This is a genomic window from Aquitalea sp. FJL05, from assembly GCF_003852595.1.
Taxonomy (GTDB): domain Bacteria; phylum Pseudomonadota; class Gammaproteobacteria; order Burkholderiales; family Chromobacteriaceae; genus Aquitalea; species Aquitalea aquatilis.
In genome coordinates this window covers 81420-96153 of sequence record NZ_QAJS01000013.1, presented here as the reverse complement: position 1 = coordinate 96153, position 14734 = coordinate 81420, and the positions used below count along the sequence as shown (strand labels likewise).

The 14734-nt window shown below is 65.0% G+C and carries 10 protein-coding genes and 1 pseudogene; 6 read left to right on the top strand and 5 right to left on the bottom strand.

The genetic code is table 11. The features are described 5' to 3' along the window. Positions 1 to 12: 12 nt before the first annotated feature. A complete protein-coding gene (locus tag DBR44_RS12120) occupies positions 13 to 1212 on the bottom strand; it encodes an MFS transporter (RefSeq protein WP_124644290.1) in 1200 nt (399 codons plus the stop codon). Positions 1213 to 1340: 128 nt separating this feature from the next. On the opposite strand from DBR44_RS12120, the gene DBR44_RS12115 reads away from it, so the two are divergent. From DBR44_RS12115 to DBR44_RS12105, 3 genes are all read left to right on the top strand, one after another. Next, positions 1341 to 2222: a LysR family transcriptional regulator gene (locus DBR44_RS12115; RefSeq protein WP_124644289.1), complete on the top strand. Its 882-nt coding sequence runs from the start codon at positions 1341 to 1343 to the stop codon at positions 2220 to 2222. A gap of 118 nt (positions 2223 to 2340) precedes the next feature. Next, a complete protein-coding gene (locus DBR44_RS12110) occupies positions 2341 to 5730 on the top strand; it encodes an ATP-binding protein (RefSeq protein WP_199731035.1) in 3390 nt (1129 codons plus the stop codon). Beyond that, positions 5730 to 6650 (top strand): DNA-binding response regulator, encoded by a 921-nt coding sequence (locus tag DBR44_RS12105; RefSeq protein ID WP_124644287.1) that lies wholly within the window; start codon positions 5730 to 5732, stop codon positions 6648 to 6650. The genes DBR44_RS12110 and DBR44_RS12105 overlap by 1 nt, the downstream gene beginning before the upstream one ends. Before the next feature lie 88 nt (positions 6651 to 6738). Here the strand turns inward: DBR44_RS12105 and DBR44_RS12100 are convergent, their stop codons facing one another. Both DBR44_RS12100 and DBR44_RS12095 read right to left on the bottom strand, forming a co-directional pair. Further along, positions 6739 to 7155 (bottom strand): carboxymuconolactone decarboxylase family protein, encoded by a 417-nt coding sequence (locus tag DBR44_RS12100; protein WP_124644286.1) that lies wholly within the window; start codon positions 7153 to 7155, stop codon positions 6739 to 6741. Further along, the gene (locus DBR44_RS12095; RefSeq protein ID WP_124644285.1) at positions 7106 to 7564 is read right to left on the bottom strand and encodes a MerR family transcriptional regulator; all 459 of its coding nucleotides are present in this window, start codon (positions 7562 to 7564) and stop codon (positions 7106 to 7108) included. The genes DBR44_RS12100 and DBR44_RS12095 overlap by 50 nt, the downstream gene beginning before the upstream one ends. 156 nt (positions 7565 to 7720) lie before the next feature. Between DBR44_RS12095 and DBR44_RS12090 the strand changes: the two genes are divergently transcribed. After that, positions 7721 to 9085: a TAXI family TRAP transporter solute-binding subunit gene (locus tag DBR44_RS12090; RefSeq protein WP_199731034.1), complete on the top strand. Its 1365-nt coding sequence runs from the start codon at positions 7721 to 7723 to the stop codon at positions 9083 to 9085. Between the two features lies 1 nt (position 9086). Here the strand turns inward: DBR44_RS12090 and DBR44_RS12085 are convergent, their stop codons facing one another. Both DBR44_RS12085 and DBR44_RS12080 read right to left on the bottom strand, forming a co-directional pair. Next, entirely contained in the window at positions 9087 to 10181 is a 1095-nt protein-coding gene (locus tag DBR44_RS12085; protein ID WP_124644284.1) for an FUSC family protein, read from the bottom strand. 188 nt (positions 10182 to 10369) lie between these two features. Beyond that, the gene (locus tag DBR44_RS12080) at positions 10370 to 11551 is read right to left on the bottom strand and encodes an MFS transporter (RefSeq protein ID WP_124644283.1); all 1182 of its coding nucleotides are present in this window, start codon (positions 11549 to 11551) and stop codon (positions 10370 to 10372) included. Between the two features lie 258 nt (positions 11552 to 11809). On the opposite strand from DBR44_RS12080, the pseudogene urtA reads away from it, so the two are divergent. Beyond that, a pseudogene (gene urtA / locus DBR44_RS12075) lies at positions 11810 to 12997 on the top strand (urea ABC transporter substrate-binding protein); the annotation flags it as partial. Positions 12998 to 13149: 152 nt separating this feature from the next. Next, on the top strand, positions 13150 to 14730 hold the full coding sequence (gene urtB, locus DBR44_RS12070; protein ID WP_124644282.1) for an urea ABC transporter permease subunit UrtB: 1581 nt from the start codon (positions 13150 to 13152) through the stop codon (positions 14728 to 14730). Positions 14731 to 14734 lie beyond the last annotated feature (4 nt).

The following is a 14734-nucleotide window of genomic DNA, read 5'->3' as shown; positions in this document are numbered from 1 at the left end:
ATCATCCATCGTTCAGCGCTGTGTTCTGGACAGCTCCCAGGCGCTAAGGCCAGTCAGGCTGCAAGCCGCGCCCACCACCACCACGCCTGCCCAGCCCCAGTGGCCATATGCCCAGGCCGAGGCCAGCGAACCAACGGCCCCGCCGATGAAGTAACTGGTCATATAGGCCGAGGTCAGCCGGTTACGCGCTTCCGGGCGGATGCGGTAGATCGCCCCCTGATTACTGACGTGGCAGCCTGCCACACCCAGATCCAGCAGCAGAATGCCCACCAGCAAGGCGGCAATGGAGTGCGGTGCCAGCGCCAGCGGCAGCCACGCCAGCAACATCAGACCCAGGCTCAGCCGGGTAGCCAGCGGGCCATGGCCCCGGTCGCTCAGCCGGCCAACGATATTGGCGGACATGGCCCCGGCCGCACCGGCCAGCCCGAACAGGCCGATGGTGCTGTTGGAGAAGGAAAATGGCGGCGCTGACAGCAAGAAGGCCAGCGAGGTCCACATCACGCTGAAGGTGGCAAAAGCCATCGCCCCCAGCAGGCCGCGCAGGCGCAGGCTGGCTTCCTCCTTGAACAAGCGCAAGACCGAGCGCAGTAGCTGCGGATAGGACAGGCCGTTGCCCACGCGGCTGACTGGCAGCTGGCGCGCCAGCACCACCGTCATCAGCAGCATGCCTGCCGCGCCGCACCAGTAAACCGTGTGCCAGCTGCCCAGGTCGGCCAGTGTGCCGGCCACGGTGCGGGCCAGCAGGATGCCGGTGAGCAGGCCGCTCATGATGGTGCCCACCACGCGGCCGCGTTCGGCCTCGGCGGCCAGGCTGGCACCCAGCGGCAGCAGGACTTGTGCCACGACCGAGCACACGCCGGCCAGTGCCGTGCCAAGCAGCAGCTGGCTCATGCTGTTGGCGCTGGCGCTGATCAGCAGGCCGGCAGTGGCCAGCAACATCATGCTGATGATCAGCCGTCGCCGTTCCAGCATGTCGCCCAGTGGCACGATCAATAGCAAGCCCAGGGCGTAACCGAGCTGGGCGGTGGTGACGATGCTGCCGGCGCTGGCAGCGGAAATACCCAGGCTGCGGGAAATTTCCGGCAATAGCGGCTGGGCATAGTAGTTGCCGGCGACGGCGAGGCCGGTGGCCACGGTCATCAGCCACACCAGCAAGGGATTGAGGCTGGTGGTGCGGCTGGCCGGAGAGAGCAGGGTGTCTGCAGCGTTCATGTTCAGGCTTTCGGTGGGTGGCTGCGCTAGCCGGTGGGAAACTGCATGCCCCTGCAGTATTGGCTGGCCTAAGCAATGACACCAATGTATTGTTTTCATGTTTTTAATCGTGAAACGAGATTGATTGCATGAATCTGCGCCAGATCGACTATGTGCTGGCGGTGGCCGAAGAAGAGAACTTCACCCGCGCCGCCGAGCGTTGCCACACCGTGCAGTCTGCGCTCAGCCACCAGATATCGCGGCTGGAGCAGGAGTTTGGCACCCGCCTGTTCGAACGTACTTCACGCCAGGTCACCCTGACGCCGGCCGGTCATACCTTCGTCAACCATGCCCGCCAGGTACGCGATGCTGCGCGCCGGTTGGAAGACGAAATGGCGGCGGCCACCGGTGAAATTCGCGGCTGTCTGCGCCTAGGCTGTATTTCCACGCTCAGCAGGCTGGATCTGCCCGGCTTGCTGGCGGAATACCACCGCCGCCATCCGCAGGTGGATGTACAGCTGGCCTTGCGCATGAGTGATGTGCTGATGGAAGAGCTGCGGCAGCAGCAGACCGATATCGCCTTCATCGGCGTGTGGCCGGGCGAACCGGTGCTGGGGCTGGATGCTCGCCTGCTGTGGGAGGAGCCGCTGCTGGCCTTGCTGCATCCCCAGCACCCGCTGGCCGGCTGTCAGGAATTGACCTTGCAGCAGCTGGCGCAGCAAACCCTGGTGGACTGGCCGGCCGGCACCGGCCCGCGTCAGCAGACCGATATGGCGTTTGCCGCCCAGGGCATCCGGCGGCGGGTGACCTTCGAGGTGAATCATGCCGAAACACTGGTCAGCCTGGTGCGTAGTGGCTGTGCCGTTGGCATGGTGCCGGCACTGGGGGCAGGCCAGCATGCCGACCTGCTGGCCTTGCCGGTGGTGGATGGCCCGCGCCGGCGCGTCTATCTGGCCTGTCACGATAGCCCCACACCAGCGGCCGCTGCCTTGCTGGCACTGGTGGATGGCTATCTGCAGGCTGCGTCATGATATTGACCGGGCCTGCCGCTGCGTCACACGAGTTTGCCTGGCGGAGGAGGGGCTAGGCTGGCGGTGCTGGCAGGCTTCTTGCGTCTGTGACGGGTGTCATCGCCAACAGGATTGCCCCGTGTCCGCAGAGCCGCCATCACCCCCGCAACAAGTCATCCAGCTGCGGCGCGATTACAACAGTTGGGTAGCGCGCGAATCACTGGAAGACTACGCCTTGCGCTTTACCCCGCGCCGCTTTCGCCAGTGGTCGCTGTGGCGGGTGGCCAATACCGCGCTGGGCGGGGCGGCCTCGTTCCTGGTGCTGGAGGCGGTGGGTGCCACCATGCTGGTGCAGGCGGGCTTCTTCAACGCCTTGCTGGCCATCCTGCTGACCGGGCTGGTGATCTTGCTGGCCGGCCTGCCGATTTCGGTGTATGCCGCCCGCTACGGCGTGGACATGGATCTGCTGACCCGTGGTGCCGGTTTCGGCTATATCGGTTCCACCGTCACCTCGCTGATCTACGCCTCCTTCACCTTCATCTTCTTCGCGCTGGAAGCGGCCATCATGGCCTATGCACTGGAGCTGGGCTTCGGCATTCCGCCAGTGGCGGGTTACCTGTTGTGCGCCTTGTTGGTGCTGCCGCTGGTCACCCACGGTGTCACCGCCATCAGCCGCCTGCAAAGCTGGACCCAGCCCTTGTGGCTGCTGCTCTTGCTGCTGCCCTATGGCTTTGTGCTGTGGCAGGAGCCATCTGCCGTGCAGGGCCTGTGGCATTACCCTGGTGCACAGGGTGCGGGCACGCACTTCGACCTGCGCAGTTTTGGTGCGGCGTTTGCGGTGGGCATTGCGCTGATTACCCAGATGGGCGAGCAGGCCGACTACTTGCGCTTCATGCCGCCGCGCACTGCCGGCAATGCGCGCAGCTGGTGGCTGGCCTGCCTGCTGGGCGGGCCGGGCTGGGTGCTGCCGGGCGTGGCCAAGATGCTGGGTGGGGCGCTACTGGCCTGGCTGGCGCTGCGCAATGCCGTGCCGCTGGCCAAGGCGGTGGACCCGAACCAGATGTATCTGATCGGCTATTCCCATGTATTCAGCGATGGCCGGCTGGCGATTGCCGCCACCACGCTGTTTGTCATCGTGTCGCAGCTGAAGATCAACGTTACCAATGCCTATGCCGGCAGCCTGGCCTGGTCCAATTTCTTTTCCCGCCTCACCCACAGCCATCCGGGCCGGGTGGTATGGGTGGTGTTCAATACGCTGATTGCCCTGCTGTTGATGGAGCTGGAAGTATTCCAGGCGCTGGGACAGGTGCTGGCGCTGTACAGCAATATCGCCATTTCCTGGATCATGGCGGTGGTGGCGGATTTGCTGATCAACAAGCCGCTGGGGCTGAGTCCGCCCGGCATCGAGTTCCGGCGCGGCTATCTGTACGACATCAATCCGGTGGGCCTGGGCGCGATGGCGCTCTCATCCCTGCTGGCGGTGGCCGCCCATCTGGGCGCGCTGGGCGAGACGGCACAGGCGCTGTCACCACTGGTGGCCATGTGTGCAGCGCTGTTGCTGTCGCCGCTGTTCGCCTGGCTCAGTGGCGGGCGCTATTATCTGGCGCGCCGCCCCTCCGGCATGCAGCAGGCGCACTATCGTTGTGTGCTGTGCCAGCGCGAATACGAGGCTGAAGACATCGTCGGCTGCCCGGCTTATCAAGGCCATATCTGTTCGCTGTGCTGCACGCTGGATGTGCGCTGCGGCGACCTGTGCAAGCCGCAGGCCACGCTGGCGGCGCAATGGCAGGGGCTGTTGCAGCGCCTGCTACCGCGTGGCCTGCAACCTTATCTGCAGCGCGGGCTGGGGCATTACCTGCTGCTGATGACCGGCATCACGGCTTTCTTGCTATTGCTGCTGGGCCTGTTGTATTTCATCGCCCGGCAGGAGGGGGCGGTGGCCGGCCTGTCCGGCCTGCTGTTCCGCCTGTTTGCCGTGCTGCTGCTGGCCAGCAGCGTGCTGGCCTGGTGGATGGTGCTGACCCGCAATAGCCGGCAGGTGGCACAGGAGGAATCGCGCCGCCAGACCGGCCTGCTGTGGCAGGAGATCGACTCGCACCGCCAGACCGACCTGCTGCTGCAACAGGCGCGTGAAGCCGCCGAACAGGCCAATCAGGCCAAGAGCCGCTATGTCACTACCATCAGCCATGAATTGCGCACGCCGCTCAACAGCATGCTGGGTTATGCGCAGATTCTGCATGCGGATGCCAGCCTGCCAGCAGCGGCGCGCCAGGCGGTGGAGGTGGTGTACAAGAGTGGCGACCATCTGTTGTCGGTGATCGAAGGCACCATGGACATTGCCCGCATCGAAAGCGGCAAGCTGACGCTGGACATGCGGCCGCTGGACTTTACCGCCTTCATCAAGCAGCTGGTGGCCATGTTCAGCCTGCAGGCGCAGCAAAAGGGGCTGGATTTCCGCTTCGAACCGCTAGGCGAGCTGCCGGCGGTGGTGCGCGCCGATGAAAAGCGGCTGCGGCAGATCCTGATCAACCTGCTGGGCAATGCGGTCAAGTTCACCCTGCGCGGCGAGGTCAGCCTGGGGCTGCGCTATCAGCGCGAAATGGCCACCTTTACCATCCGCGACAGCGGGCCGGGTATGGCGGCCGAGGATCAGGCGCGGCTGTTCGAGCCCTTCGAACGTGGCCGCCAGTCGCAACAGGGTGGCAGTGGGCTGGGGCTGACCATCAGCAAGATGCTGACCGACCTGATGGGCGGCGAAATCCGCCTGGACAGCACGCCGGGGCAGGGCGCGCTGTTTACCGTGCGGCTGTTCCTGCCGGCGCTGCACGGCCAGCAGGCCGAACAGGCGGTGCCACGGCTGCAGCGCACCGGCTATGCCGGGCCGCGCCGCCGCTTGCTGCTGGTGGATAACGAGGCGGTGGACCGCGCCATGCTGGGACGCATGCTGCAGCCGCTGGGCTTTGAGCTGGCCGAGGCCAGTAGCGGCGCAGCTTGTCTGGCGCAGCTGGCCAGCTTTCGCCCGCATGCAGTGTTCATGGACCTGGCCATGCCCGGCATGGACGGCTGGCAAACGCTGCGGGCTATCCGCCAGCAGCAGTCCGGCCAGCCCGGTGCGGCACAGCTGGCGGTCATCTCGGCCAATGCCTTTGAAAAAGGCCAGGACAATGATGTCGGCATCGGCATGGCCGATTTCTTCGTCAAGCCGATCCGGCTGGAAGAAATACTCGACTGGCTGGGGCAGCGGCTGGCGCTGCAATGGCACACCGACAGCCAGCCAGCCGAGGCCGCTGCCCTGCAAGCACTGCACGCCAGCGCGGCGGCATTGAGCCTGCCACCTGCCGATTTGCTGCAACCCTTGCTGCAAGCGCTGGAGCTGGGCTACCCCAAGGGGGTGAAAGCGGCCTTGCAGACCTTGGCCAACCAGACCGTCCAGCATGGTGAATTCCTGCGCCGCGCCGAGGCGCTGGCGGCAAACTTTCAATTTGATGCGCTGCGCAGCCTGGTGCAGCCGGATGAGGACCAAGCCTGATGGACAAGGCCGCACAACGCAGCGCACTGGTGCTGATCGTGGATGATGTGCCGGACAATCTGCAGTTGCTGCACGATGCGCTGGATGCCGCCGGCCACACCGTGCTGGTGGCCACCCATGGCGAGGCCGCCCTGCAACGCGCCCGGCTCAGCCTGCCGGATGTGATCCTGCTGGACGCGGTCATGCCGGGGATGGACGGTTTCGAAGTAGCACGGCGGCTGAAGGCGGATTTTGTCACCCGGCCCATTCCCATCGTATTCATGACCGGCCTGACCGAGAGCGAACACGTGGTGGCGGCTTTTGCCGCCGGCGGGGCCGACTATGTCACCAAACCGCTGCGTCCGCCGGAAGTGCTGGCGCGCATTGCCGCACATACTGCCAGCGCCCGCCAGATGCAGCAGGCGCGCAGCGCGCTGGATGCCTTTGGCCAGGCCACACTGGCGCTGGACCCGCACAACGGCCGCCTGCTATGGCAGACCGCGCTGGCCCGCCAGCTGTTGCAGCGCTATTTTGCGGTGGCAGGTGAACAGGCACCGGAGGCGCTGCTGCGCTGGGCCTTCAACGCCCAGCAGGCCAGACAGGCCGGGCAGGAGCTGCCGGGGCAGTGGCCGGGTGAGGCCGGCCAGCGGCTGTTGGCCAGTTTTCATCTGGCCCCCGGCGAGCCGGAGTGGCTGGTGGTATTGCGCGAAGATGGTGTGCAATCCAGCGTGGCCGCGCTGGTGGCGGCGTTCCGCCTGACCCAGCGCGAGGCCGAGGTGTTGCACTGGCTGAGCCTGGGCAAGACCAATCGCGATATTGCCGACATCCTTGGCATGAGCCCGCGCACCGTCAACAAGCATCTGGAGCATGTATTCGCCAAGCTGGGTGTGGAAACCCGTACCTCGGCGGCAGCACTGGCGCTGGGGCGCGGGCATGCTTAGACCCGATAACAAAACCCCCGCTCCAGCATTGCGCCGCCTTGCCGTACGCCATGTACTGTCTGCGGCGGCGCGCCTTGGCCCGGGTTCTCTACGCGCTTAGCGGCTCTTGGCCCGAAGCTGTTGCTGCAGGCCCGTCGTGCTCGGCAAACACCTCTTTTGCTGCAAACATGCCGTTGAGCGCTGCCGGAAAACCGGCATACACCGCCATCTGCAGGATGGTTTCGTGGATTTCCTGCTGGCTCAGGCCCACATTCAGCCCGGCGGCAATATGTACCTTGAGCTGCGGTGTGGCATGGCCCAGCGCGGTGAGGGCGGCGATGGTGGCCAGTTCGCGCTGTTGCAGGCTGAGGCCGGGGCGGCAATACACTTCGCCAAAGGCGAATTCGATGATGTAGCTGGCCAGATCGGGGCTGATGTCCTGCAGGCTGGCGATGACGCGCTCGCCGGCCGCAGCGTCAACCTGACGCAGGCGGTTCCAGCCCTGTTGGTATAGTGGGGTGTGCATGAGTGACTCCTGTCGCGGTGCGGTGGCTGGCGGCCTGCAGTTCTGTCGCCATGCCGGCATAGATGGCGACCTTGTCGCGCATCAGTGCCAGATTTTCCTGCAGGGTGGCCAGCCGGGTTTCCAGTGTCAGCACATGCTGTTGCAGCATCTGCTGACGCGCGACCACACTGTCCAGCTGATTGCCACTGCGCCGCAGTGCGGCGTAGTGCAGCATGTCGCGTATCGGCATGCCGGTAGCGCGCAGGCGCAGCAGGAAGTCTATCCAGCGCTGTTCCTGTTCGCCGTAGCAGCGGTGGCCGCTGGCGCTGCGCGCCACCGGGTCGATCAGCCCGATATCCTCGTAATAGCGCAGGGTGTGGGCTGACAGTCCGCTGTGGCGGGCCATCTGGCGGATGCTCAGTGTGGTCATGGGGGCAGTCTGCTAGTTGGAGTGCACTCGAAGTCAAGCGCCATCATACCCGGCCTGCCGCCGGCCAGGGTCGCGGCGGCGGGGCTGCCGTGGTAGATTGCGGCGGTCCGGCCATGCCACCTGTTGCGCTGGCCGGCCCCAGTCAGGAGTCTTGCCTTGTTCTCTCCCCGAAGCCTGTTTCCCCGCCTTGCCGGCCGGCTGACGGCCTTGTTTGGCCGTGGCCTGGTGCTGTCGATGGTGATGATTGTGCTGGCCGGCGTGCTCATCATGCTGTTGGCGTTGGTGCTGACCAATGCGGCGGCACCAACCAGCCTCACCATCGTCAGCGGCCCGCCGGGCAGCGTGTTCCAGAAAACCGCCTTGCGTTACCAGAAGATCCTGGCGCGCGAGGGGGTGACGGTGAAAATCCTGCCTAGCGGCGGCTCGCTGGATAATCTGCACAAGCTGAGCAACCCCCGGCTGGATGTGGATGTCGGCTTCGTACTGGGCGGCGAGGCGGGCAGTGCCGATACCAGCCGGCTGATGTCGCTGGGCAGCATTTCCTATCAGCCGCTGATGGTGTTCTATCGCGGTGCACCCAAGGCATTGCTGTCCGATTTCAAAGGCATGCGGCTGGCTATCGGCGAAGAGGGCAGCGGTACTCACAGCCTGGCGCTGGCGCTGCTCAAGCTCAATGGCATCACGCCGGGGGCTGAAACCACGCTGCTGAATGCGCTGCCGGGCGATGCCGTCAAGTCCCTGCTGGAGCAGCAGGTGGATGCGCTGTTCGTGATGGGTGACTCCAGCTCCACCGATCTGCTACGCCAGTTGCTGCACACGCCGGACATTCATCTTTTCAGCTTCATCCAGGCTGATGGCTACGCGCGGCGGGTCAGCTATCTGAACAAGCTGGAGCTGCCGCGTGGCGCGCTGGACCTGGGGCGGGATCTCCCGCCGGAAAACACCAATCTGGTCGGCCCCACGGTGGAACTGGTAGCACGCGAGGGCTTGCATCCGGCCTTGTCCGATCTGCTGCTGGAGGCCGCGCGCGAAGTCCACGGCAAGCCCGGTCTGTTCAAGAAGGCTGGCGAGTTTCCGGTGCTGGCCGAGCATGAAATCCGCCTGAGCCCGGATGCGCAGCGCTATTACGCCTCCGGCAAGAGCTTTTTCTATCGCACCTTCCCCTTCTGGCTGGCCGGTCTGGTGGCGCGCGGGCTGGCGGTGATGCTGCCGCTGGCGCTGTTGCTGATTCCGGCGCTGAAAATGGCCCCGGCCATTTACCGCTGGCGCATCCAGTCCGGCATCAATCGCTGGTATCGGGTGCTGTTCGATATTGAGCGCGAGGCGGTGGCACAGCGCAGCGTGCCGGGCAAGCAGGAGGAATTGCTGCACCGCCTGCAGCATGTCGATGCCACGGTAAGCAAGATCGTGGTGCCGGCTGCCTTTGGCGATTTGCTGTATGAATTGCGCGGCCATATCGACTTTGTCCGCAGCCGGCTGCAGGCCGATGCCGATGCCGACGCCGAGCACCGCCAGCGCTGAGTCAGCTGTTGTCCTTGTGCGGCAGTACCCGCCGTATCAGCCGGCTGATGCCCTGGCGCAGCGGTGGCCGGTGCAGGCTCAGCCCACCCAGCAAGCCGACCAGGCCGCCGGCCAGGGTGTCGTAGAAGCGCGCCTCGATCAGGCTGGAAGCAGAGCCCTGGCCCAGGTGCGCGGCTTCGGCCAGCAAAATGGCCATGGGGGTGATGAACACCGCCGCCATGCCGTAGTGGCGCACCACCAGGGTTTCCACCACCCCGCTCAGCAACATCACCAGCAGCGCGACCGACCACGCATTCAAGGGCAGGCTCAGCACCGCCCAGGTCAGCAGCAGCCCCAGCGCCGTGCCCAGCAGCCGCTGGAACTGGCGGTTCCATACCGCCCGCAGGCTGGCCCCTTGCAGCACGGCCAGACAGCTCACCGGCACCCAGTAGGGACGCTCCAGTTGCAGCAGTTCGGCCAGCAGCAGCGACAGGCCGACAGTCAGCCCGATGATCAGCGCATCCACCACCACGAAGTCGAAATCGGCAGCCGGCAGGGCTTGTATCGGTCTGGGTGTGCGCTGGCTCAGCACATGCAGGCTGTAGCCGAAGGCCAGCACACAGGCCAGCAGGCTGCCCATGGCCAGCAGGCCCACCCGCAGTGGTATCTGCAGCACCGGCACCGGGGTATAAGCGGCCAGCGCGGCCACCATCACGAAGAAATAGCTGCCGGGCGGCGGCAGGCGGTAAAAGCGGCAGATCATCGTTACCAGAATGGTGATGACGGTCAGTACCGGGGCTGCGGCCAGCGGTAGCAGCTGGCTTAACAGGCCCAGGGTGAAGCTGGCGATCAGCCCAAAGCTGCAGGCCATGATGGTGACCATGCGGTGGTGCATGGGCGTGGCCGGCAGGTAGAGAAAAGCCATGCCGCCCAGGGAGGACAGCAGGCCGTAGCCAAGCTGGCCGGTCCAGGCGGCAATCAGCAGCGGCAGACCGGTGGCCAGCGCTGCTGTCAGCGGCATCTGCCACGGCCGGTCACTGGCCTGAAAACTGCGTAACTGCTGCCATTCCCGCGCAATCAGAGCGCGTATCTCCTGGGGCCATCTGGCTGATTGCATGCTTGGCTTCCATCGAACATTTGTTAAGAGCGGCTAACAAGAGCGTAGCACCCCTGGGGCAAGGCGCGCCGACGCAGACAGTACAAGCAGTACGGCAAGGAGGCGCAACGCAGCGGCAGGGTTTTGTTAGCGGCTCTAGCCTGCGAAAAAGTCAGTGTGCTGGCAAGCGCTCAGTGTAGGGCGACGGCCTACCTTGCCGCGCGCTGCCGCCAGCCGCAGAGGACAAACAGCAGGGCCATGCCCCACAGTACCGCCACCATCCAGCTGCCGCCGGCATGCTGCATCACCAGCCCGGTGGCCGCCGGCCCCAGGCTGCTGGAGGCATTCCAGCTCAGCGAAATCAGCCCGGAAATACGCAATAGCGCCGCGCCGCTGAACAGCTCGCCGCTGGCCACCATGGATAAGGTATAGATGGCACCGGCGCAGCCGCCCAGCACAAACAGATAGACTTCCCACAGCCCCGGCAGCTGCATCAGCCACGGCAACAAGGGCAGCAGCAGGCAGACCAGCATGCCGCACAACAGCTGCACCCGGCGGCGGCCAAAGTGGTCGGCTAACCAGCCGATGGCGAATTGCAGCGCGGCATCGCCGGCCAGCAGGATGGAGGCCGAAGCCAGTGCGCGGCTCTGGCTCATGCCGGCGTCCATGGCCACCAGCGGCAGAAAGCTGAGCATGACGGTATCGAATGAGGCAAAGAAAGCGGTGCCCAGCAGGATGGCCGGCGCGCTGCGGATGATGCCCAGCCAGGAGGTGGCGCTCTGTTTGCCCAGCGTACCGGGTGCAGACGGCGCAGGGTGGGCCGCCTGCTGGCCGGCCGGCTGTTCGGGCCGCGCCAGCATCACGCCCGGCACCCCCAGCAAGAACAGCCCGCCGCACAGCAGGAAGGATTGCTCCGGCCAGCGCGCCAGCAGGTCAGTCAGCAGCGGTCCCAGCACCTGACAGGCGGTGAAGCAGGTGGAGTAAATGGCCACGATGCGGCCACGCGCATGGTCGCCGGCCAGGGTGTTGATCCAGCTTTCCCCCAGCACGAACAGCGGGGCCATGGCCGCGCCAAACAGGAAGCGCGCCAGCATCCAGCCGGGAATCGACTGCAGGTATTGCAGCGGCATCACCGATAGTGTCGCCAGCAGCAGGCAGCCCAGCATCACATTGCGCCGCCCCAGCCGCAGCGCCAGCGCCGGCGCGGCCACGGTGGCCAGCACCCCGCCCAGTGCGCCGGCGGCTACGGTCCAGCCGATTACCTCCGGGCTGAAACCGCGTGCGGTCAGGGTAAGGGCGGTCAGCGGCATGGTGCTGCCCAGCCCCAGGCCAAGCAGGGCCACGCTGAAAATGACGGCGGTGAAATCACGCCAGGCGCTGCGTGGCAGCATAAACAGACTCCATCGACGGGGAGACACAGCCTAGCACAAGGGCATGGCACAGCGGCAAGCATGCGCCCGGTCTGGCCTGCGCAGGCTTGTACGTCATGTAACGTATTTTGCAGGCCCGGCGCGGATCGTACTCTGATGACGCAGCGCAACATCCATAGCAATCATCAGGGGAATCTCATGGCATCTACTCGTCGCATGTTTCTGAAGTCCGCTCCGCTGGTCCTGGCCGCCGCCGGCCTCGTGTCCATGCCAGCCTTTGCCGCCGACACCATCAAGGTAGGGGTGTTGCACTCCCTGTCTGGCACCATGGCCATTTCGGAAACCTCGCTCAAGGACATGGCGCTGTTTGCCATCGACCAGATCAATGCCAAGGGCGGCGTGCTGGGCAAGAAGCTGGAACCGGTGGTGGTGGACCCGGCCTCCAACTGGCCGCTGTTTGCCGAAAAGGCGCGTCAGCTGCTGAGCAAGGACAAGGTGGCGGTGACCTTCGGCTGTTGGACTTCGGTCTCGCGCAAGTCGGTGCTGCCGGTGTTCGAGGAGTTGAACGGCCTGCTGTTCTACCCGGTGCAGTACGAGGGTGAGGAAATGTCACCCAATGTGTTCTACACCGGTGCTGCGCCCAACCAGCAGGCCATTCCGGCGGTGGAGTACCTGATGAGCAAGGAGGGCGGCAGTGCCAAGCGCTTCTTCCTGCTGGGGACCGACTATGTCTACCCGCGCACCACCAACAAGATCCTGCGGGCCTTCCTGCACTCCAAGGGGGTGAAGGACGAAAACATCCAGGAGATGTACACCCCCTTCGGCCACAGCGATTACCAGACCATCGTCGGCAACATCAAGAAGTTTGCCGCCGGCGGCAAGACTGCCGTCATCTCCACCATTAATGGCGACTCCAACGTGCCTTTCTACAAGGAACTGGGCAATCAGGGCCTGAAGGCGACCGACGTGCCGGTGGTGGCCTTCTCGGTGGGTGAGGAAGAACTCAAGGGCATCGATGCCAAGCCGCTGGTGGGCCATCTGGCCGCCTGGAACTACTTCATGAGCGTGAAGAACCCGGTCAACAGCAAGTGGATTGCCGACTACCGCGCCTGGGCCAAGAAGAAGGGCCTGGCCAATGCCGACAAGCTGGTCACCAACGACCCGATGGAAGCCACTTATGTGGGTATCAATATGTGGGCCGAAGCGGTGAAGAAAGCCGGCACCACCGATGTGGCCGCCGTGACCAAGGCCATGGCCGGTATCAAGCTGGCCGCGCCGTCCGGCTTCACCCTGGAAATGGACCCGAAAAACCATCACCTGCACAAGCCGGTGATGATTGGCGAGATTCAGTCCAATGGCCAGTTCTCGGTGGTGTGGAAGACCAAGACCCCGATCCGCGCCCAGCCGTGGAGCCCCTTTATCCCGGGGAATGACAAGAAGCCCGACACCCCGGTCAAGAGCAAGTAACAGCGGCTGACAACATCGCTGCTGCGCCTGTTTCTCAGCCGCTTTGATTGATTGTTCCAAGTGCAGTACGGGACGACTCGCGCCCTTGACCGCTGCCGCCCTGCCCGCAACAGGCAGGGCGGCCTGGCGGTCCATTCAGTAAGGAATGCACCATGCAATTGTTCAAACCCTTGCTCCTGCTGCTGTTGCTGTACAGCGGCCTGACGGCGGCCGGCCCGCTGGCCGAGCTAGCCCATGCCGACCCGGCCGACCGTGCCGGCCTGATCGAGGGCTGGACCATCCAGCCCGATGCCGCCCGCCGTCAGGCGGTGGCCGCACTGGAAGAGGGCAGGCTGTTCGCCAGCAGCGACGGCAAGCACATGCTGTTGCAAGCCGAGGACGGCAAGCTGAGCGATGTCGATACTGCCCAGGCTGTCGCCGGCGATGCCAGCAGTCTGGACGCGCAGCCAGTCAACAACAGCGTGCGCAGCGCGCTGCAAGCCTTTCATGCCGCCAGCGATCTGGCCGACCCGGAGTGCAGCAAACGGCTGGCGGCCATCCAGTCCTTGCAGGACAGTGCCAACCCGGCCCTGCTGCCCTTGCTACTGAGTCGGCAACAACAGGAACAAGACAGCCAGGTGCAACAGGCCCTGCATATGGCCAGCGCCCGTCTGCAACTGGCCAGCCCGGATGCCACCCAGCGCCTGAAGGCCATCCTTACCCTGGCGGATAGTGCCGACCCGGCCACGCAGACGCTGCTGGCGCCGCTGGCCGACAGTGCCAGTGAACCAGACTCCCGCGTGCGGGTGGCAGCGGCCCAAGCTTTGCTTGATCTGAAAAACAGCCAGTGGCGTTACAACATGCTGGGCTATGCCTTCAGCGGCGTCAGCCTGGGCTCGGTGCTGTTGCTGGCCGCCCTGGGGCTGGCCATTACCTATGGCCTGTTGGGCGTCATCAATATGGCGCATGGCGAGATGCTGATGATTGGTGCCTACGCCAGCTATGTGGTGCAGAACCTGTTCCGCAGCTGGTGGCCGGGCGCTTTCGATGCCTATCTGCTGGCTGCGCTGCCGGTAGCCTTTGCCGTCACCTTTGTCATCGGCATGGCGCTGGAGCGGCTGATCATCCGCCACCTGTATGGCCGTCCGCTGGAAACCCTGCTCGCCACCTGGGGCATCAGCCTGATGCTGATCCAGGCGGTGCGCATGCTGTTTGGCGCGCAGAACGTGGAGGTGGCCAATCCGTCCTGGCTGTCCGGTGGCTGGGCGATCACCCCGGCGCTGACATTGCCGTACAACCGGCTGGCCATCATCGGCTTCGTGGCTGCCGTACTGGTGCTGACCTGGCTGGCGCTGAACAAGACGCGGCTGGGCCTGTTCGTGCGTGCGGTCACGCAAAACCGCCGCATGGCCGACAGCGTGGGCGTGCCCACCGGCAAGGTGGACATGCTGGCCTTCGGCCTGGGCTCGGGCATTGCCGGGCTGGGCGGGGTGGCGCTGAGCCAGATCGGTAACGTCGGGCCGGAGCTGGGCCAGGGCTATATCGTGGACAGCTTCATGGTGGTGGTGCTGGGCGGGGTGGGCCAACTGGCCGGTACCGTGACCGGGGCCATGGGCCTGGGCATCGTCAACAAGATTCTGGAGCCGTCGCTGGGGGCGGTGCTGGGCAAGATCCTCATCCTCGGCTTCATCATCCTGTTCATCCAGAAGCGTCCGCAAGGCCTGTTTGCCCTCAAGGGCCGGGTACTGGACTAGGAGA

What these genes read in the sequence shown, in the direction of transcription:
- DBR44_RS12120 (WP_124644290.1), bottom strand. Translation starts at nt 1,212, where the DNA reads ATGAACGCTGCAGACACCCTGCTCTCTCCGGCCAGCCGCACCACCAGC.
- DBR44_RS12115 (WP_124644289.1), top strand. Translation starts at nt 1,341, where the DNA reads ATGAATCTGCGCCAGATCGACTATGTGCTGGCGGTGGCCGAAGAAGAG.
- DBR44_RS12105 (WP_124644287.1), top strand. Translation starts at nt 5,730, where the DNA reads ATGGACAAGGCCGCACAACGCAGCGCACTGGTGCTGATCGTGGATGAT.
- DBR44_RS12100 (WP_124644286.1), bottom strand. Translation starts at nt 7,155, where the DNA reads ATGCACACCCCACTATACCAACAGGGCTGGAACCGCCTGCGTCAGGTT.
- DBR44_RS12095 (WP_124644285.1), bottom strand. Translation starts at nt 7,564, where the DNA reads ATGACCACACTGAGCATCCGCCAGATGGCCCGCCACAGCGGACTGTCA.
- DBR44_RS12085 (WP_124644284.1), bottom strand. Translation starts at nt 10,181, where the DNA reads ATGCAATCAGCCAGATGGCCCCAGGAGATACGCGCTCTGATTGCGCGG.
- DBR44_RS12080 (WP_124644283.1), bottom strand. Translation starts at nt 11,551, where the DNA reads ATGCTGCCACGCAGCGCCTGGCGTGATTTCACCGCCGTCATTTTCAGC.
- urtB (WP_124644282.1), top strand. Translation starts at nt 13,150, where the DNA reads ATGCAATTGTTCAAACCCTTGCTCCTGCTGCTGTTGCTGTACAGCGGC.